Below are 18,006 nucleotides of genomic sequence, written 5' to 3'. Positions count from 1 at the left end.
GACGCATCAGCTTGTTGGTGTAGGTGTTACGGTCGTAGGCCACCACCACGCGGCGATCCAGGGCCACCACGTTGTTACCGTCATCCCATTGTTCGCGTTCACGCTGGTAGGCATCGCCAGCGGTCTGAATGATGTGCACTTCTTTCAGGCCCAGTGCCTGGCGTACCACTTCGGTGAAGACCACGCCTTCGTGACGTTCGAAGCGGATTTCGCCTTCCTTGTCACCGGCATAGATGCTGGTGCAGACGATTTCGTTGACCACGTCCGGGAACACCGACAGCAGGTCGATATCCAGGAAGCTGAACACGGTGTCCAGGTGCATGGCAGCACGGGATTTGGGCATCTGGCAGGCGATGACGCGGGTAGCGCCGCCTTCCTTGCCCAGCACGCTCTTGGCCACTTGCACCACCGCTTGCGGGCTGGTGCGTTCGCCCATGCCAATCAGCACTACGCCGTTGCCGATCGGCATCACGTCGCCGCCTTCCAGCGTGGCCGGGCCGTGGTTCTTGTCACAGTCGCCCCACCATACCTTCACCTTGCCGGCGAAGTAGGGGTGGTGTTGATAGATCGATTGCAGAATCAGGGTTTCCTGACGGCGAGCCGGCCAGTACATCGGGTTCAGTGTCACGCCTTCGTAGATCCAGCAAGACGGGTCGCGCTGGAACAGGCTGTTCGGAATCGGCGGGATAACGAATTCGGACTGGTCCAGATAGCCACCGAACAGGCCTTTGGGGTCGAACGGCAGTTCGAACTTGGCGATACCACCGATCAGGTGCTCGGCCAGTTGGGTAGACGGCATTTCGTCCAGCCAGCTGCGCAGGTCGGTCAGCATGCCGATACCGACGTTGTCAGCCTTGACCTTGCGGTCCAGCAGCCAGCTGCGGGCGGCCTTGTCGTCCAGTACCTGGGCCAGGGCGTCGTGGGCTTCGATCACGTGGATGCCGCGAGCGCGCATTTGCTCAACCATGTAGGCGTGGTCTTTTTGGGCGCGTTCGACCCAGATCACGTCATCAAACAGCAGGTCGTGGCAGTTGTCGGGGGTGAGGCGTTTGTGGGCCAGGCCCGGACGGCACACCATCACGCTGCGCAGCTTGCCGCATTCGGAATGAACACCAAATTTGCCGGTCATGATGAATCCTTTCAGATAAGTAATCGCATAAACCTTTTTCCGTACACTCCCTTGCCTGGGCAAAGGAGTGGAAAGCAAAAGGCTGGCTTCAGTTTTCGGTCTCGTAACGTTCTTTGATCTGCCAGACATAAACTGGCAAACCCAGCATCAGCAGCAAAATCCCCCACATCACAATCTCGGCACCAGCACCGAACAGTGCCCATACCGCGTAAAGAAAGCCGATGGAGGAAAAAATCAGTGGCGCGGTGAAATCACGCCGGGTGTATTTGCCTTTTTGCATCAGCATGATGGCCAGCAGCGCCATCGAGCAAAAGGCATAGGGCAGCAAGGTGGTGGCCGTGGCCAGCAGGATGATGAATTCAAAAATCTTCACCCCGCCCTCCCCGCCGGCGTATTTCATCGCCAGCAACACCGTCACCAGACCACTGGACAACAGCAGACCGAATAGCGGTACACCCTGGCGATTGGTCTGGCCAAAGCGGCGCGGAAACAACTGGTCCTTGGCGGCAGCATGGGGCACATGGGCTTGCATCAGGCTCCAGCCATTGAGTGCGCCAAAGCAGGACACCACCGCCCCCAGACCCACTACCCAGTAGGCCCAGTCGCCCCACATCAGGCGGGCGGCATCGGCAAACGGGGCTTGTGAGTTGGCCAGCATGGCCGGTGACATCACCCCCATCAGCGACACCGTGGACAGGATGTACAGCACGGTAGCCAGCAAGGTGCCGATGACCGTGGCCCGCGGTATGGTCTTGCTCGGGTTCTCCACATCGCCAGCCGGCACCGAGGCCGACTCCAGCCCCAGAAACGCCCACAGGGTGAGCGCCATGGTGGCGGAAACCGAACTCATCAAAGGCTTGCCATGCGGGTTGAACACCAGGTTTTCCGGCTGCATGTAAAAGAAGCCGATAAAGGTGACGGCGGCCAGCGGCAGCAGTTTGAGCAGGGTTGTCACGATGGCAACCAGCCCGGAACTGCGTGCGCCACGGCTGTTAATCCAGGTAACCGTCCAGATCAGGCCGATGGAAAACGCAGCAGCCAGCAGGTTGTCATGCCCCAGTTGCGGGAAGAACACCTGCATATAGCTGGTGGCGGCCACCGCCAGTGCGGCATTGCCGGCCCACAGGGCTATCCAGTAACCCCAGGCGATCCAGAAGCCGGCAAAGTCGCCAAAGCCGGCATGGATATAGGCATAGGGGCCACCCTCTTTGGGAATCATGGCGGAGAGCCGGGCAAACACCAGCGCCAAACAAATGGCACCAGCCGAAGTAATTGCCCAGCCAATCAGGGACATCCCCCCGTAGGGGGCTAGCGAAGCGGGAAGCAGGAATACACCGGAACCGATCATATTACCCACCACCAGTGCGGTACACATCCACACGCCCAGGGCCGCTTTTTTTACATTGGTCTCGCTCATGGTCTTGTCTCCATCGAGGCCGAAAATCGAAGCTGTTAAAGAACGTGTTCTGTATGAGCTTCACTATATTAGTATTTAATTATTTTGTAAATGTATTATTTTCGCATATGTAATTCCATGTCGCTGTTTTGAAAATGGCCGGCAACGCAGATGACTGCCAATACCGGATGGAAACACCAGACACACAGCTACCTATTACGATGTAGGCTGTTTAACGAACAAACTCCATGTGATAAATCAAATAGATAATCCGAAATAATGACAAGCCAGCGCAGCAGCGCCGGAAAAGTACGGTAATCAGCACCTTTGATATGCCGTCACAAGCCCGCATGAGGGATAGCAATAACAAAATGCCCGCAGAATGCGGGCATGGCAGGAAACCGGCGGGCAGCGGCTCTTAGAGCAGGCAGGGCCCTGCGGGAACGTGAGCAAGCGACCAGTTAAGCTTAGCCCACTGCCACAATTCGCCCACGCTCTGACACTCGGCAGGCGGTACGTGACCCAGCCGGCACAGTGCCAGGCGCAACTCCCGGCTGACATCGGCAGCGTTGATGGCCGGAGCCAGGGTCTGCTTGGATAACTTTTCACCAGCAGCATTCACCAGCAAGGGCAGATGGCAATAAGTGGGCGTGGGCAGGCCCAGACAGCGCTGCACATGGATCTGCCGTGGCGTGGATACCAGCAGGTCGGCCCCGCGCACGATATCGCTCATGCCCTGCGCGGCATCATCCACCACCACCGCCAGCTGGTAGGCCCAGTAGCCATCGGCCCGCAGCAGGACAAAATCGCCGATATCGTGCGGCAGATCCTGCTGATATGGCCCTTGCAGGCGATCGACAAAACCCACTGCCGGCTCATCCACCCGCAAACGCCAGGCATGGCTGGCGCGCTGGCTGCGACAGCCGCTCCGACACCAGCCGGGATAGACATAACCATCCACGCCACGTCGGGCCACGCTGGTGATTTCCTTGCGCGAACAAGTGCAGGGATAGACCAGCCCGGCATCGATCAGCTGCTGTAATGCCGCCTGATACAGCTGATGGCGCTGGCTCTGGTACACCACTTCGCCATCCCACTCGAAACCAAAAGCCTCCAGCGTACGCAGAATGTCGTCGGCAGCCCCGGCCACTTCACGCGGCGGGTCCAGGTCTTCCATGCGCAGCCACCATTCACCACCACGGCGGTGCGCTTCCAGATAACTGCCCACGGCGGTCATCAGGGAACCGGCATGCAGCAAGCCAGTAGGACTGGGGGCAAAACGGCCACGATAGGGAATGCTTGGCATGACGAAAGGTTTCGGCGATGAGAATACAGATTGCGCCACAATGTGCTGTTTTTTGGTTGATAATACCTGAGCGTATTACTCGGAAATAATCCATCCACCGACAAGGCTGCCGGCACCATCCTGCGGCATGCCCGGGACACCCTGCCGTAGCAGCTGGCTGCTCCCATCATCAGGAGGAATCAAACGTGGCCTACGTTGTAACCGATGCCTGCGTCAAATGCAAATACACCGATTGCGTGGATGTCTGCCCGGTGGACTGCTTTCATGAGGGGCCCAACTTTCTCGCCATCGATCCTGAGGAGTGCATAGACTGCACGCTGTGCGTGGCCGAATGCCCGGTATCGGCCATTTATGCCGAAGACGACGTACCGGCCGAACAGCAGGTGTATATCCGGCTGAATGCCGAGCTGTCGCAGCAATGGCCGGTGTTATCGCAAAGCAAGGCACCACTGCCCGATCATGCCGACTGGGCAGAGGTGACAAACAAGCTGCCCCATCTGCAACGCGACTGAATCAAATAAACAGATCGATATCGCCGCCGGGCTGGGATGCAGTCTGGCGGTCCAGTCGCTGCCGATAAGCCACTTCCTTGGATACCAGGGTGCGGCTGCCCTTGAGCTTGCGCACCAGTACCCTGCCCTCATCCGGGAAGAAAAATACCTTGCGGGCGAAGCTGCCCAGCAGGTCTTCCGCCAGCACCGGAATCTGCTCGCTGCGCAGATAAGCGCGAATGAATTCGCTGTTCTGTTCGCCGATATTCACCACTGACATGCCCTCCAGCACATTGCCGGCACCAAATACCTTGGCTTCCAGCCGGTGTCGCTGTGCGCCCAGCTTTTGCATGTCGGTGATCAGCAATTCCATGGCATTGACCCCGAAGCGGGCCGGTACGCTGGTCTGGCTATGCCAGTCGCTGCCTTGCGGCAACAGGAAATGATTCATGCCATGCACCCGTGCCTGCCGGTCCATCAGACACACCGCCACGCAGGAGCCCAGCAGCGTGGTCAGCATCAGCGGCTGGCGTGTGGCAAAATACTCGCCCGGCAGAATTTTGATGGCATCGATCTGGAACTGGCGGTCGAAGTAGAGTCGCTCGGAAGGCTGGTCGGAATAGCTCATGGCGTCGCCCTATCATGCGGCAGACGCAGGCAGTCCATCACCTTGTCCGCCAACTGCGACAGCGGGTGCACATGCATCACCCCGCCCTGCGCCACGGCTTCGCGCGGCATGCCATATACCACACAGCTGGCTTCATCCTGGGCAAAGGTGGTGGCGCCGGCCTGGCGCAATTGCAACATGCCTAGCGCACCGTCCTTGCCCATGCCGGTCATGATGACGGCCACGGTCTGGGCGGCAGCCAGTGCGGCAACCGAAGCAAACAGCACATCAACCGATGGCCGGTGCCGGTTGACCGGTGGGCTTTGGTCAAGGCAGATGACAAAACCCTGCGTCCCCTTGCCCAGCCGCATATGCGAATGACCAGGGGCGACATAAGCCACGCCGCGCAGCAGCGGCTCGCCATCTTCGGCCTCCTTGACCTGTATGGCGCACAGCTTGTCCAGCCGCCGGGCAAACGACAGGGTAAAGCCTTCCGGCATGTGCTGGACAATCAGCACCGGCGGGCTGCCTGCCGGTAGTTTTTCCAGAAACTCCTTGATGGCATCGGTACCGCCAGTAGAGGCGCCCACCGCAATGATGGCATTTTGCCGCAGCAAGGCTGGCGCCACGCGGGCTGGTGCGGCGGCGGCACTCGGCGCAAATAGTGACGGCCGGCGCAAGCGGGCGGCAGCCACCATGCGAATCTTGTCGCGAATATCGTCAGCGTAGCTCTGCATGGTATTGCTGACATCCAGCGTTGGCTTGGGCAGAAAATCCACCGCGCCCAGTTCCAGCGCACTGAGCGTGGTTTCCGAGCCGGACTGGGTCAGCGAGGAAATCATCAACACCGGGGTCGGGCGCAGCCGCATCAGCCGGCGCAAGAACTCCAGCCCGTCCATGCGCGGCATTTCCACATCCAGGGTGATCATGTCCGGGCTGGTTTCCCGAATACGTTCGCGCGCCACGATGGGATCGGATGCGGTGGCCACCACCTCCATGTCAGGGGCTTCGTTGATAATGGTGGTAAGCAGGCTGCGGATCAGCGCGGAATCATCTACCACCACAATTCTTATTTTTCTGCCTGCGGCTGCGCTCATGTCATCTCCGCACGTTGTGGTTAGCCAGGCGATAGGCCGTTCGGCCGCAAGACTGGAAAGCATCGCTCAGATGCTGGATGTTTTCCGAGTGTCCCAGAAACAGCAGGCCATCCGGCTGCAGGCTGGCAGCCAGCCGCTGCAGGATGGCGGCCTGGGTCGGCTTGTCAAAATAGATCAGCACATTGCGGCAGAAAATCACGTCAAAGCGCCCCATGTCCGGCCACTCGGCGGCAACCAGATTGAACTGGTAAAACGACAGCTGCTCGCGGACTTCGCGCCGGATGCGCACCTTGCCGGCATTGTGCCCTACCCCGCGCAGGAAAAAGCGCTTGAGCAGGCTGCTGTCCAGCACTTTGGCCCGCTCGGCATCGTAGACGCCATCCGCGGCCTGGCTCAGCACCCTGGTATCGATATCCGAGGCGACCAGCTCAAGCCGCTGCCGGTTCAATTGCGGCAAGGACAGCAGGGTCATGGCGATGGAGTAGGCCTCTTCGCCGGTGGACACCGCCGCGCTCCACACCCGGTAATGCCGTTCTTGAGCCACCCGTTCCATCGCATGCAGTCGCAGCAGATCAAAATGATGCGGCTCACGGAAAAACGCGGTGAGATTGGTGGTGAGCGCATTGACGAAGTGTTGCCACTCCGCCTCGCCTTCCGACTTCTCCAGCAGGTCCAGATAGTCGGCAAACTGGCGCATGCCCAGCTGGCGCACGCGCTTGGCCAGCCGGGAATAAGCCATGTGGCTCTTGCTGTCGTTCAGCGAAATGCCGACACGCTGGTACAGCATCTGTCGCAGGCGACGAAAATCCGCCGCGGTAAATTTGATATCGCGCTCAGTGCTCATCGGGCATCACCGCGCGGCTCAAAACTCCTCCCATTCGTCGTCGTGTTGAGCCGGCCCCGGCAGGGTCTTGATACGCTCGGCATTGAGCGCCATGCGGGCCGATACCGGTTTCACCTGCTGGCCGGGTGCTTGCAGCCGGGCCGGCTGGACGTGATCGTGGCTGCGCTGCGCCTTGGGTGCCGACAGACGTGCCACCGGGGTGCCGTCGAGCCGGAAGATCGATACCGCCTCCATCAGATGACGGGCCTGCTCTTCCAGCGACTCGGCCGCAGCGGCAGCCTGCTCGACCAGTGCCGCGTTCTTCTGGGTATTTTCGTCCATCTGGGTCACCGCCAGATTGACCTGTTCGATCCCCGAGCTTTGCTCGACCGAAGCGGCCGAAATATCACTCATGATGTCGGCCACGCGGCGGATAGAGCTGACGATTTCTTCCATGGTCCGCCCGGCTTCATCCACCAGCCGGCTGCCCGATTCCACCTTGTCCACCGAGTTGCCGATCAACAGCTTGATTTCCTTGGCCGCTGCTGCCGAGCGCTGTGCTAGGTTGCGCACCTCGCTGGCCACCACGGCAAAACCCCGGCCCTGCTCGCCGGCACGCGCCGCTTCCACCGCAGCATTCAGTGCCAGGATATTGGTCTGGAAGGCAATACCGTCGATCACACTGATGATGTCGACAATCTTCTTGGCACTGTCGTTGATCTCGTTCATGGTGGACACCACATTGCCCACTACCTGACCGCCACGGGCCGCGATGTCCGACGCGCCGATGGCCAGGCTGTTAGCCTTCTTGGCGTTCTCGGCGTTCTGCCGCACGGTGCTGGTGATTTCTTCCATACTGGAGGCGGTTTCCTCCAGGCTGGCTGCTTGCTGTTCGGTACGACCGGACAGATTGCTGTTACCCGCGGCAATTTCCTGCGAGGCGGTATTAATAGCCTCGGTCGATTCCTGGATATTGCCCACAATGCTGCGCAGGCGTTCCACCGTGGCATTGGTATCCGATTTGAGCTGCCCCAGCATGCCTTCGTAGTCGTTCTTGATGGTGCGTGTCAGGTCGCCCTGAGCCAGCCCGCCCAGCACGATGGCGATATCGCCCAACGCCTGGCTGGTCACGCTCAACAGTTGGTTGACTCCTTCGGATAGCACGCGGAAGAAGCCGGTCTTACCCTCCACGACCAGGCGAGAGGCATAGTCGCCCTTGCCTGCGGCATTGACGATGTCTTCCACTTCTTTCTCGATCAGCACTTCGCCGGTACGGTCTTTCCACTCCACTACCGTACCCAGACGTTCGCCCTCTCCACCGAATACCGGATTGGCAGTCAGCGAGAAATGGCGGCCACCAACGGCGATATCAGCCTTGTAAGTGGCCCGCAGATTGGCCAGCAGGTCACGCTGATGCGCCGGATTGCGGTGGAACATGTCCATGCTGCCACCCAGGACATGGCGGGTGCTGAAATTAGGCAGGGCTTTGCGCAGATCCGCCTCGGCCGCCGCCAACATTTCCAGCACGCTGTGATTGACATAGATGATGTTGCGCTCGTTGTCGGCAATCATCACATTGGTGGTGACATTATCCAGTGCGCTGCGGATGCGGGCATTTTCTGCCGCAATCACACGTTCGGCATCGGTGCGCTGCTGCTCGATGGCTTGCTGTGCCAGCTCGGCCGTGCGGTCAATCCATTCCACGCCATAACCCAGCCGGTTGCCATTGCGGCCATTGATCGGGGTCAGGATCAGGTTGAAGGTACGGCCACCGACATGAATGGTGCCCTGGTGCGGATTGCGCAGCTGCTGCATCAGGCCGCGCTGATGTGCCGGGTTGCGATGGAACTGATCGATATTGCTGCCCAGCAAAGTGCGAGCGGAAAACTGCGGCAGGTCGCGGCGAATATCGCTTTCTGCCTGAGAAAACATATTGATGACCGACTGGTTGGCGTACACCACATTGAAGTCGGCATCGGCAATCATCATATTGGTGGCGGCGTTATCCAAGGCATTACGTACCCGGATGTTCTCCACCGCCTTGTCTGCGGCCTGACGGATATAGGCAAACAGGCTGCTGTTGTCATTGGCCGCCACTTTCAGTTCGGTGGTGACTTCCCCGGCAGCCAGCTCCTGCATCAATTTGACCGCAGCAGAAGGTTCGCCACCAATCTGCCGCAGCAGAGAGCGGCTGATCAGCCAGCCGGCCAGCATGGCGATCAGCACAGCTGCCGCCATCAGTGAGTTCAGCAAGACCGCCGCACTATTGGCCCGCTCCAGCGTGCCTTGTGCTACATGGCGGGACAGGCCCTCTTCAAACTTGATGTAATCATCAGCCGCCTTGAGGTAGTCCAGCTGAGTGGCGCGCAGGGTTTGCAGCAGATAGCTCTTGGCCTCTTCCTCCTGCCCGGCCACCAGGTGCTGGCGGAACACCGCCAGTTGCTGACGATAACTGGATTCCACCGTACGCAGGCGATCAAACAGCACCTGCCCTTCGGTTGGCACACCATTGGACAAAGTAGCCATCTGCCGGGTAATCAGCGTCAGCGCTTCGTCCATCTGTTTTTGCTGCTGTTCCACCACCATCGGGTCTTTGGACAACAGCACAGTCCGGGTGGCCCGGGCCGTGATATTGATATTGTCCACCACCTTGTTGGCTTCAGAAGCACGTGGCACATGGATATTGGCGATTTCGTCGATATCGTTGCGCAGGCTGTGGATCTGCGCAATGGCTACCGTCATCGCAGCGATGATCACCACGACCAACAGGCCGAAGCCCAGCAGCAACCGGTGGGACACTTTCAGATTATTCATTTTTACCTCTCCCAAACGCGATGTCGGCCTCAACCACGGTCCGTAATATCCACCAGCGCCATCTCGTCACTGCTCATCAGGCGCTCGATATCCACAATAATCACCATGCGCTCCCCTTGGGTGCCCAGGCCCTCGATATACGTGGTTTCCACCACGGAACCAAATTCTGGCGGATCGCGCAGTTCATCCTCAGCCAACTGGATGACATCGGACACGCCATCCACCACCATCCCCACCGTACGCTGGAAGATATTGAGGATGATCACCACCGTGAATGCGTTGTAGACCGGCTCGCCCAGCCCGAACTTGATGCGCATGTCGACAATCGGCACGATGCTGCCGCGCAGATTGACCACACCCTTGATGAAGGCAGGGGCGTTGGCGATACGCGTGACAGCTTCGTAGCCACGAATCTCCTGCACTTTCAGGATGTCGATCCCGTATTCTTCCTGCCCCAGGGTAAACACCAGCAGCTCGCGCACTGCTTTGCTCTGCCCGTGGTGGTATTCCAGCTGTTCTGTCATCGGTTCTGCCTTCCCCTCATGCCTCGTCTGTCATGGCCTGCCGTGCCGCCGTTTGTGCCGGGCGCTGGTTGTGACGGGCGATGATCGATATATCCAGAATCAGGGCCACCCGGCCATCCCCCATGATGGTGGCGCCAGACATGCCCTCTACTTTGCGATAATTGGTTTCCAGATTCTTTACCACGAACTGTTGCTGACCGATGAGTTCATCCACCAGCAGGGCAAGCTGGTAGCCGCCGGCCTCGACGATGACCAGAATGGCACTGGTGGGATCGCTGGCGGCAGCCGCATCGACATTGCCGAAGAAGGCAGCCAGCGACACGATGGGCAGGTATTGGCCGCGTACATTCACCAGCTGGCCGCGCCCGGCTACCGTTTTCAGCTCCTGGGCCTGCGGTTGCAGGGACTCCAGCACGAAAGACAGCGGGATGACATAGATGTCCCGTCCGACACGTACCGACATGCCATCCATGATGGCCAGTGTCAGCGGCAGGCGAATGCTGATAGTGGTACCGAAATCCGGCATGGAATCGATATCGATGCGCCCGCCCATGCTCTGGATATTGCGCTTGACCACATCCATGCCGACGCCACGGCCAGATACATCGGTCACTTCGGTTGCCGTGGAAAAACCCGCCTCGAAAATCAGCCCCCACACCTCGCTATCGCTCAGGGCATCATTGACTGGCATGCCGCGCTCACGCGCCTTGGCCAGAATGCGTTCGCGATTGAGGCCCGCGCCATCGTCGGTGACTTCGATCACGATGCTGCTGCCCTGATGAAAGGCACGCAGAGTCAAGCGCCCCACCGCCGATTTGCCCTTGGCCACCCGGACCTCGGGCGATTCCACTCCGTGGTCCAGGCTATTGCGCACCAGATGGGTCAGCGGGTCGGCCAGCTTTTCGATAAAACCTTTGTCCAGCTCGGTATTCTCACCCACCATTTTCAACTCGATCTGCTTGCCAAGCTTACCGGCCAGATCGCGCACCACGCGTGGAAAACGGTTGAAGACAAAGGCAATGGGTGTCATGCGAATAGACATCACGGCTTCCTGCAATTCGCGCGAATTGCGCTGCAAGGCCGAGATGCCGCCCAGCAGGCGTTCGTATTGCACGGCGTCCAGCTCCTGGCTGGACTGGGTGAGCATGGACTGGGTAATGACCAGCTCGCCCACCAGATTCAGTAGCAGATCGACCTTGTCAATATTCACCCGGATGGAATTTTCCACAGCTGGCGCGGCACGCTCCTGCCGTGGCGGGGCAACCGCAGCAGCAGCTGGCACGGCGGCCACGGCCTGCTCTGGTGCAGCCGGCTCCAGCGGAGCAAACAGGCCAAAACCTTCTTCCTCATGCAGCATGGCTGGTGCGGCTGGTGCAGCAGCTGGGCCGGCAACCGGGGCAAACAGCCCGAAGCCGTCTTCTTCATACAGCATGTCGGCCGCCGGCGCGCTGTCGCCGGCGGCAGGGACCAAGGGTTCGAACAAGCCGAAGCCATCATCTTCAAAGGCAATGCTGGCAGCGGCAGTCTGCGTTGGGCTGGCAATACTGGAGGAAAGAAACAGTCCGAAATCGCCCTCGTCCTGCTGGCCATGATCCTGGGTGATGCGGAAATGTTCGGGCGAGATGGAAAAGGCCAGAGATTCGGCAACTTCGTCTGCCGCCAGGGTTGAGGTGAAAATCAACACCCAGGGCAGTTGATCCTTACCGCCACCTTCCTGCACTACGCTCAATTCACCCAGTGCAGTCAACGACTGTAATAGTGCCTGGTAATCGGTGGCCGGCAAGCAGCAGTCCAGCTCGACATACAGCGTAGCGCAGGCAGCAGCTGCCGCAGCCGGCGGCACCGACTCAATCACCGGGTGCGCTTCGCCATGACCACCGGCGACCAGCCGTTCCAGCCAGCTCTCCACAGCACTGATGGCCGAATCGGCCACGGCCTCGCCACCTCGATGTGCACCCAGCATGCCGGCCAGCACATCCTTGGCATTCAGGCAGGCATCCACCATGTCGGCAGTCAAGCGCATGCTGCCCTTGCGTACCTTGTCCAGCAGGTTTTCCAGGATATGGGTCAGCGCGGCCAAATCGGCAAACCCAAAAGTGGCAGCTCCACCTTTGATGGAATGAGCTGCACGGAAGATGGCATTGAGGTCTTCGCCGTCCGGTGCCGCCAGGTCTACTCCCAGCAACACGGACTCCATGGTGGCCAGATGCTCGTCGGTTTCATCAAAGAACACCTGATGAAACTGCGACATATCGATTGACACGATGCTTCCCCTTACTGCGCAGTCCGGATAGTCAGCTCTGGAACCCGCCTGCTGTTGCCCGGCACATCACGATCGGTCTGGGCAATCAGCCAACCAGCCGCTTTACCACATCCAGCAGCTTTTGCGGATCAAACGGCTTGACCAGCCAGCCGGTGGCACCGGCCGCCCGCCCCAGCGATTTCATCTGATCGCTGGACTCGGTAGTCAGCATCAGGATGGGTGTCGTGCCGTAGGCCGGTAATTTGCGCAGTGCGCGAATCAGGTTCAAGCCATCCATGCCCGGCATGTTCTGGTCGGTCAGGATCAGGTCAAAGTTGTCAGCCTGCGCCCGAGCCAGACCACCATTGCCATCGACTGCCTCTACTACCTCATAGCCCGCACTTTTGAGGGTAAAGGTCACCATTTGACGGATTGACGCCGAGTCATCGACTGTCAGTACTTTTTTTGGCATGTTGTTCCCACTTTTCTTTTGTTCACGCTCAAAACAAATCAATGCTGCCACTCTGCATCTGACCTTGTGCCACCGGATTGTTGGACAGGCTGATTTGCAGTTCTGCCAGCCGGGCAGAGGCTCTCACCTCCCACTGCCCTTGTTGTTGTTGCTTGTTGCTGGTCAATTCCATCATTTCTTCGATGCCGTACAAGCGCTTGCCAACATGGGCAATCAGTTGCGACACCATGTCCTGAAACTGCAGCGAGCGCACCGCATCGCCCACATGATCAGACAGCAAACCCACGCCGTGGCGCAAACGACCGATCGATTCGGCCATCATGTCATCCATTACCCGGATACGGGACGAAGTGTCATCCAGCCGCTGCCTAGCCTGCAAGGTGAACATCATGTCCTGCGAGGCAAGCTGGTTGATCAGTCCCTCCGCATGTTCAACCGAACCATTCACCCGGTTGATCAGATTGCGGATTTCATCGCTGAAACTACTGGTACGACCGGACAGATGGCGGACTTCCTCAGCCACCACGGCAAAGCCCCTGCCGGCCTCCCCGGCCCTGGCCGCCTCGATAGAAGCATTCAAGGCCAGCATATTGGTTTGGTTGGTGATGGAGTGGATCTCATCCAGCAACAGAATGACCCCCTGCATCTCCTGACCAATCGACTCCATTTGCTCCACCAGCAGCATGGCCAGCCGGCTGTTTTCCACCGTCTTTTCAACAAAACTACCCATCGCGCTGGCAATTTCATTAACAAAAGTGCTGAATGACATGGCGTGTGAGTCAATACCCACTTCGCCTTTGGCTAGGCTTTCGGCGAGCTGCAACTGTGCAGCAGCCTCCTGCGACAGGCCGGAAAAACTGTTGACCAGGGTCAGCACCGCATCCTGAATCAATGTCTGTACCCGACTCACCTCCAGCTTAGACTGGGAAATCTGCTCGTGAATGAAGTCAAGGCAGTCAGGCGCAGCAGGCGCAGCTTCGTTCTTGCCGGAATCCGCCCCTTCCCTATCAATCACCTTCGGCTCCTTGGCTAGGTACAGAAAATGCAAAACGAACAGCATGCTGGCGGCAAGTGGCAAAGCCAAGCCCCACACCAGCGCACCCCATAAGGGGCCACTCAATATCAGCAGTACCGAAATCAGGCAAAGACCACACGCTACGAAACGTCGCTGCGGATAGGAAAGCACCATGTAGCCCCCGGTCATTCAGCAAAATTGCCAATGTACTATCTTCTTCATCAACTAATATGCCATCTTAATCAAGGAAGAAATCGACCGGATGGTGTAAATAATCGTTTTACCCGTTAAAGAATTAATTATTAATGTTTTTACCGCTTCTGCAGACAAGCGGCCAAATAGCTGTCTGTTAAAATATATAGACTGTCCAGCTGCCGATGAAAACCTCAACAGGCTGCAACCGAGCCTTCAGCAGCTAGCCTGGCCCGTGGCACCGAGCGATCGCATTACTTGATGGTGAACATCTTGTTGAAGCAGGCAATTTCCAACACTTGCAGCACGGTATCGCGGCAATTGATCAGTGACATCGATTTCTTCTGACTGGTAGCACGCTCTTTCAGCAGCAGCAGCATGCCTAGCGCCGAGCTATCCAGAAACGGTACTTGGTCGAAATCGACCTGAATTTCGTGCACGGCCGGATTTTCCAGCAATTCCTGGCTGGAAAGGCGGAAGTCCTTGTGCAGATTGAAATCGAACTGGCCGACCAGAACGAGCGTACCAACCTGACCTTCTACTTTAACCACTGGCTTCATCATCAATCCCCCTGATTCACATTACACATCAATCGCTCCCATCCCGCGGCAGGGGAGAGTCAATTCGAAATAAGCACCACCTTGCGCACGATCTCCACCAACTACTGTGCCTGCCAGCTCTTCTGCCACCTTTTTTACGATGGACAGCCCAAGGCCTGTTCCGCCTGGGCGGGTGGTAAAGAAAGGCTCAAACAGCCTGGCCGGATCCGCACCCCGTAAGCCCACGCCATCGTCCTCTACCCGGAAACAGACCTGCTCATCCTGCAGACACACTGTAAGGCCGATACGCCCGCCTTCCGGCGAGAAATGCATGGCATTTTCCAGCAGATTGACCAGCGCGCCCTGCAGGGCCTTGCGATCACCCATTACCGTTATGGCAGAAGGCAACAGGTTATTGCAATCCCAAATCATGCCACGCTCATGACATTGCGGTATCAGTACGGCCGCAACATCCTCAACCAGTGCGGCCACATCCAGCCACTCCAGCGCACTGGTCTGGCCACGTACAAATCCCAGCATGTTCTGAATCAGTCCCTCCAGCGCCTTCATGCGGGCCAGACTCTTGTCGACAAACTTAGCCCTATCCTCCGGCCGCAAGCCTTCCTGCTTCAGATTCGCGGTATAGAGCATGGCCGTGGCCAGTGGGGTGCGTAACTGGTGCGCCAGCGACGCCGCCATGCCGCCCATTGCTGCCAGCTTTTGCTGATGGGCCAACTCCACCGTTAAATGATGCAGGCGGCTGACATCATGCAGCAGCACGATGCGTCCACCCGAAGCCGGCAGATCCTGGTATTGCAAGGCCAGCCGACGGGCGGCCTCCTGCTGCGGCAAGGTGTAGGTCCCGTCCAGCTCGGAACGCGTCCAGCCGGACATGACAGCATCCCAGGCCAGCCCTCCATGTTTGCCTTGCAGCAGGAGCTGCGCCGCCGGGTTTTCAGCCACCACCACACCATCAGCCGCCAGTTGCACCACACCGGCTGGCAACGCTTCCAGCAGCATGCCCAGTCTTTCGGCGAGCTCGGCGTTTTCGTCACGCTGTTTACGCAATTGGTTGTTAGCCTCATCCAACTGCGCATTCAGTACGTTAACCTGCACCTCGAGCTGACGATATGCGTCGATCAACTGACTGGACACCGTATTAAACTGCTCGAAAGCCGCCTCCAGCATCTCCTGGTCTTTCAAATTTGATGCTGTCTTGGCCATGTTTAGCGTCGTATTTGTAAAAAGGACTTAAACAGTATGATAATGACTAAGTCTGAGCCAAGCCAACTTAAAGTCTGATCTGAGCCAAGACAGTTTTCAAAGAAAGCTGGGAAAATGAATAATTGGCGTATACAACGGGAGTATTGCGCCACCACAACGAACCGATGCAGCGGAGGTTTCTGTGTCAGAGCTTCTTAAAAAAATTGATGCCAGAACAAAACTGGCGGGGACCAACAAGCTGGAAATCCTGCTGTTCTCCCTGGGTCACGACCAGCGTACGGGGAGAAAGGAAATTTTCGGCATCAACGTGTTCAAGGTGCGCGAAGTCATGCGTACCCCTGAAATCACGTCTGCTCCGGAAATGCCATCGTCGGTGGAAGGCATGGTCAGCCTGCGCGGCTCACTGGTGCCGGTGATCGACCTGGCCAAATACGCCGGCATTGTCACCAGCAACAAGCCGGAAATCATGATCGTCACCGAATATAACGGCCACACCCAGGGTTTTCTGGTCGAGGCGGTGGATACCATTCTGCGCCTGGACTGGTCCGCCATGCGCGTGCCGCCGGACATGATCACCAACCGCATGGCCGGCCTGGTCACCGCAGTTACCGAGCTGGATCAGGGCACGCTGGTGATGATGATGGATGTGGAAAAAGTGCTGGCGGAAACCTCGCTGGTTGACGACTCCCACCACTTCATCAATATCGAGCCGGTGAAAGAAGAACGCATGATCTTCTTTACTGACGACTCCGCCGTCGCTCGCAAGCAGATCGAACGTACCCTGGACGCCATGCAGGTCAAGTACGCCTACGCCATCAACGGCATGCGCGCCTGGGAAGAACTACAAAAAATGGCCATGCAGGCCGAACTGTCTGGCAAGCGTCTGAACGAAACTCTGCATCTGGTGCTGACCGACGTGGAAATGCCGGAAATGGACGGCTACATGCTGACCAAGCTGATCAAGAGCGACCCGCGCTTTGCCGGCATTCCGGTGCTGATGCACTCCTCGCTGTCCGGCTCTTCCAACCAGAAGCTAGGCCAGTCAGTCGGCGTCGACGAATATGTTTCCAAATTCGAAGCCCAGAAACTGTCGATGAAGCTGCGTGAAATGCTCAACCTGGCCAAAAACTAAACTAAGCCAGACAGCCATTCGGAAGAGGGGAAAAAAATATGTCAGCAACAGATGCATCCTTGCTTGCCAGTGTTGATGCCCGTACCAAACTGGCGGGCTCCAACAAAATGGAAATCCTGCTATTTTCGCTGGGTACCCGCGAAACCTTTGGCATCAATGTATTCAAGGTGCGGGAAGTCTCGCAGACGCCGGCCATCACCAAAACCCCTAACATGCCGTTCGGGGTGCAGGGCGTATTGTCCCTGCGCGGCAACATCATCCCGGTGATTTCGCTGGCCCGTTTTGTCGGTTCCGAACAGAGCGGCCGCAAATTTGACACCATGATCGTCACCGAATTCAACAAGAGCACCCAGGCTTTTCTGGTGGACTCAGTCGATCGCATCATCCGCGTTGACTGGGACCGGGTCCGCGCCCCGGAAAACATGATGAGCACCACGACCAATTCCAATCTGATTACCGCGATTACCGAACTGGAAGACGGCAAGCTGGTTTCCATTCTGGACGTGGAGCAGATTCTGGCCACCGTGGTGGGCGAACCACGCCTGCCGGACATCCCGCAGGCCCAGTTGGACACCGACCAGTACCTGTTCTTCGTCGACGATTCGGTGGTGGCGCGCAAGGAAATCACCAGCGTACTGGAAAAGATGGGCATCAAGTTCCAGCAAGCCACCAATGGCCGCGAAGCCTGGGACCGCCTGCAAGTACTGGCCAGCCGCAACTGGGGGGAGGACGAGTCGCTGCACGACTATCTCAAGATCATTCTGGTGGATGCGGAAATGCCGGAGATGGACGGTTATGTCCTGACCAAACTGATCAAATCCGATGTCCGCTTTAAAGGCATCCCGGTTATCATGCACTCCTCGCTCTCCTCCAACGCCAACAAGGCGATGGGTTCCAGCGTGGGTGTCGATGCCTATGTTGCCAAATTCGATCCGGCAATACTGGCTGAAACTTTGATTCCATTCCTGCAGAGGTAACCGTTAAAATCAACGGCTCAATGGAA

The 18,006-nt window shown here is 58.1% G+C and carries 16 protein-coding genes; 3 read left to right on the top strand and 13 right to left on the bottom strand.

Going from position 1 to position 18,006, the window contains the following annotated elements; genetic code table 11:
• The 3 genes from H2Z84_RS05860 to gluQRS all read right to left on the bottom strand — a co-directional run.
• A partial coding sequence (locus tag H2Z84_RS05860; RefSeq protein WP_181835147.1) for an arginine deiminase occupies positions 1-1,129 on the bottom strand: 1,129 nt, incomplete at its 3' end.
• Positions 1,130-1,217: 88 nt separating this feature from the next.
• Positions 1,218-2,546 (bottom strand): amino acid permease, encoded by a 1,329-nt coding sequence (locus H2Z84_RS05855; RefSeq protein ID WP_181835146.1) that lies wholly within the window; start codon positions 2,544-2,546, stop codon positions 1,218-1,220.
• Between the two features lie 397 nt (positions 2,547-2,943).
• Positions 2,944-3,831 (bottom strand): tRNA glutamyl-Q(34) synthetase GluQRS, encoded by an 888-nt coding sequence (gluQRS, locus tag H2Z84_RS05850; RefSeq protein WP_181835145.1) that lies wholly within the window; start codon positions 3,829-3,831, stop codon positions 2,944-2,946.
• A 185-nt stretch (positions 3,832-4,016) separates the two neighbouring features.
• Between gluQRS and fdxA the strand changes: the two genes are divergently transcribed.
• The gene (gene fdxA / locus H2Z84_RS05845) at positions 4,017-4,343 is read left to right on the top strand and encodes a ferredoxin FdxA (RefSeq protein WP_103525975.1); all 327 of its coding nucleotides are present in this window, start codon (positions 4,017-4,019) and stop codon (positions 4,341-4,343) included.
• A 1-nt stretch (position 4,344) separates the two neighbouring features.
• On the opposite strand, the gene cheD is transcribed toward fdxA, so the two are convergent.
• From cheD to H2Z84_RS05795, 10 genes are all read right to left on the bottom strand, one after another.
• The gene (cheD, locus tag H2Z84_RS05840; protein ID WP_181835144.1) at positions 4,345-4,950 is read right to left on the bottom strand and encodes a chemoreceptor glutamine deamidase CheD; all 606 of its coding nucleotides are present in this window, start codon (positions 4,948-4,950) and stop codon (positions 4,345-4,347) included.
• On the bottom strand, positions 4,947-6,026 hold the full coding sequence (locus H2Z84_RS05835) for a protein-glutamate methylesterase/protein-glutamine glutaminase (protein WP_181835143.1): 1,080 nt from the start codon (positions 6,024-6,026) through the stop codon (positions 4,947-4,949). Before H2Z84_RS05835 ends, cheD begins: the two co-directional genes overlap by 4 nt.
• A gap of 1 nt (position 6,027) precedes the next feature.
• The gene (locus H2Z84_RS05830; RefSeq protein ID WP_181835142.1) at positions 6,028-6,870 is read right to left on the bottom strand and encodes a CheR family methyltransferase; all 843 of its coding nucleotides are present in this window, start codon (positions 6,868-6,870) and stop codon (positions 6,028-6,030) included.
• An 18-nt stretch (positions 6,871-6,888) separates the two neighbouring features.
• On the bottom strand, positions 6,889-9,663 hold the full coding sequence (locus tag H2Z84_RS21515) for a methyl-accepting chemotaxis protein (protein WP_181835141.1): 2,775 nt from the start codon (positions 9,661-9,663) through the stop codon (positions 6,889-6,891).
• A gap of 29 nt (positions 9,664-9,692) precedes the next feature.
• Positions 9,693-10,187, bottom strand: coding sequence for a chemotaxis protein CheW (locus H2Z84_RS05820; RefSeq protein WP_103525980.1), 495 nt, complete (start codon positions 10,185-10,187; stop codon positions 9,693-9,695).
• 16 nt (positions 10,188-10,203) lie between these two features.
• The gene (locus H2Z84_RS05815) at positions 10,204-12,450 is read right to left on the bottom strand and encodes a chemotaxis protein CheW (protein ID WP_181835140.1); all 2,247 of its coding nucleotides are present in this window, start codon (positions 12,448-12,450) and stop codon (positions 10,204-10,206) included.
• An 85-nt stretch (positions 12,451-12,535) separates the two neighbouring features.
• Positions 12,536-12,901: a response regulator gene (locus tag H2Z84_RS05810; protein ID WP_181835139.1), complete on the bottom strand. Its 366-nt coding sequence runs from the start codon at positions 12,899-12,901 to the stop codon at positions 12,536-12,538.
• Between the two features lie 28 nt (positions 12,902-12,929).
• A complete protein-coding gene (locus H2Z84_RS21450) occupies positions 12,930-14,090 on the bottom strand; it encodes a methyl-accepting chemotaxis protein (RefSeq protein ID WP_181835138.1) in 1,161 nt (386 codons plus the stop codon).
• Between the two features lie 272 nt (positions 14,091-14,362).
• Positions 14,363-14,671 (bottom strand): STAS domain-containing protein, encoded by a 309-nt coding sequence (locus tag H2Z84_RS05800; protein WP_258869305.1) that lies wholly within the window; start codon positions 14,669-14,671, stop codon positions 14,363-14,365.
• A gap of 18 nt (positions 14,672-14,689) precedes the next feature.
• Complete coding sequence (locus H2Z84_RS05795; protein ID WP_181835137.1) at positions 14,690-15,850, bottom strand: sensor histidine kinase; 1,161 nt, start codon at positions 15,848-15,850, stop codon at positions 14,690-14,692.
• A 202-nt stretch (positions 15,851-16,052) separates the two neighbouring features.
• Between H2Z84_RS05795 and H2Z84_RS05790 the strand changes: the two genes are divergently transcribed.
• Positions 16,053-17,003 carry a chemotaxis protein gene (locus tag H2Z84_RS05790; protein ID WP_181835136.1) on the top strand — a complete coding sequence of 317 codons (951 nt, stop codon included), beginning with the start codon at positions 16,053-16,055 and terminating at the stop codon, positions 17,001-17,003.
• Positions 17,004-17,041: 38 nt separating this feature from the next.
• Entirely contained in the window at positions 17,042-17,980 is a 939-nt protein-coding gene (locus tag H2Z84_RS05785; protein WP_181835135.1) for a chemotaxis protein, read from the top strand.
• The last annotated feature ends 26 nt before the right edge of the window (positions 17,981-18,006 follow it).

The organism is Aquitalea aquatica (assembly GCF_013911085.1).
Lineage (GTDB): Bacteria > Pseudomonadota > Gammaproteobacteria > Burkholderiales > Chromobacteriaceae > Aquitalea > Aquitalea aquatica.
The sequence above is the reverse complement of the archived record's forward strand: the minus strand, read 5'-3'. Positions and strand labels throughout refer to the sequence as shown.

What these genes read in the sequence shown, in the direction of transcription:
- H2Z84_RS21450 (WP_181835138.1), bottom strand. Translation starts at nt 14,090, where the DNA reads ATGGTGCTTTCCTATCCGCAGCGACGTTTCGTAGCGTGTGGTCTTTGC.
- gluQRS (WP_181835145.1), bottom strand. Translation starts at nt 3,831, where the DNA reads ATGCCAAGCATTCCCTATCGTGGCCGTTTTGCCCCCAGTCCTACTGGC.
- H2Z84_RS05800 (WP_258869305.1), bottom strand. Translation starts at nt 14,671, where the DNA reads ATGATGAAGCCAGTGGTTAAAGTAGAAGGTCAGGTTGGTACGCTCGTT.
- H2Z84_RS05855 (WP_181835146.1), bottom strand. Translation starts at nt 2,546, where the DNA reads ATGAGCGAGACCAATGTAAAAAAAGCGGCCCTGGGCGTGTGGATGTGT.
- H2Z84_RS05820 (WP_103525980.1), bottom strand. Translation starts at nt 10,187, where the DNA reads ATGACAGAACAGCTGGAATACCACCACGGGCAGAGCAAAGCAGTGCGC.
- H2Z84_RS05830 (WP_181835142.1), bottom strand. Translation starts at nt 6,870, where the DNA reads ATGAGCACTGAGCGCGATATCAAATTTACCGCGGCGGATTTTCGTCGC.
- H2Z84_RS05810 (WP_181835139.1), bottom strand. Translation starts at nt 12,901, where the DNA reads ATGCCAAAAAAAGTACTGACAGTCGATGACTCGGCGTCAATCCGTCAA.
- cheD (WP_181835144.1), bottom strand. Translation starts at nt 4,950, where the DNA reads ATGAGCTATTCCGACCAGCCTTCCGAGCGACTCTACTTCGACCGCCAG.
- H2Z84_RS05785 (WP_181835135.1), top strand. Translation starts at nt 17,042, where the DNA reads ATGTCAGCAACAGATGCATCCTTGCTTGCCAGTGTTGATGCCCGTACC.
- H2Z84_RS05835 (WP_181835143.1), bottom strand. Translation starts at nt 6,026, where the DNA reads ATGAGCGCAGCCGCAGGCAGAAAAATAAGAATTGTGGTGGTAGATGAT.
- H2Z84_RS21515 (WP_181835141.1), bottom strand. Translation starts at nt 9,663, where the DNA reads ATGAATAATCTGAAAGTGTCCCACCGGTTGCTGCTGGGCTTCGGCCTG.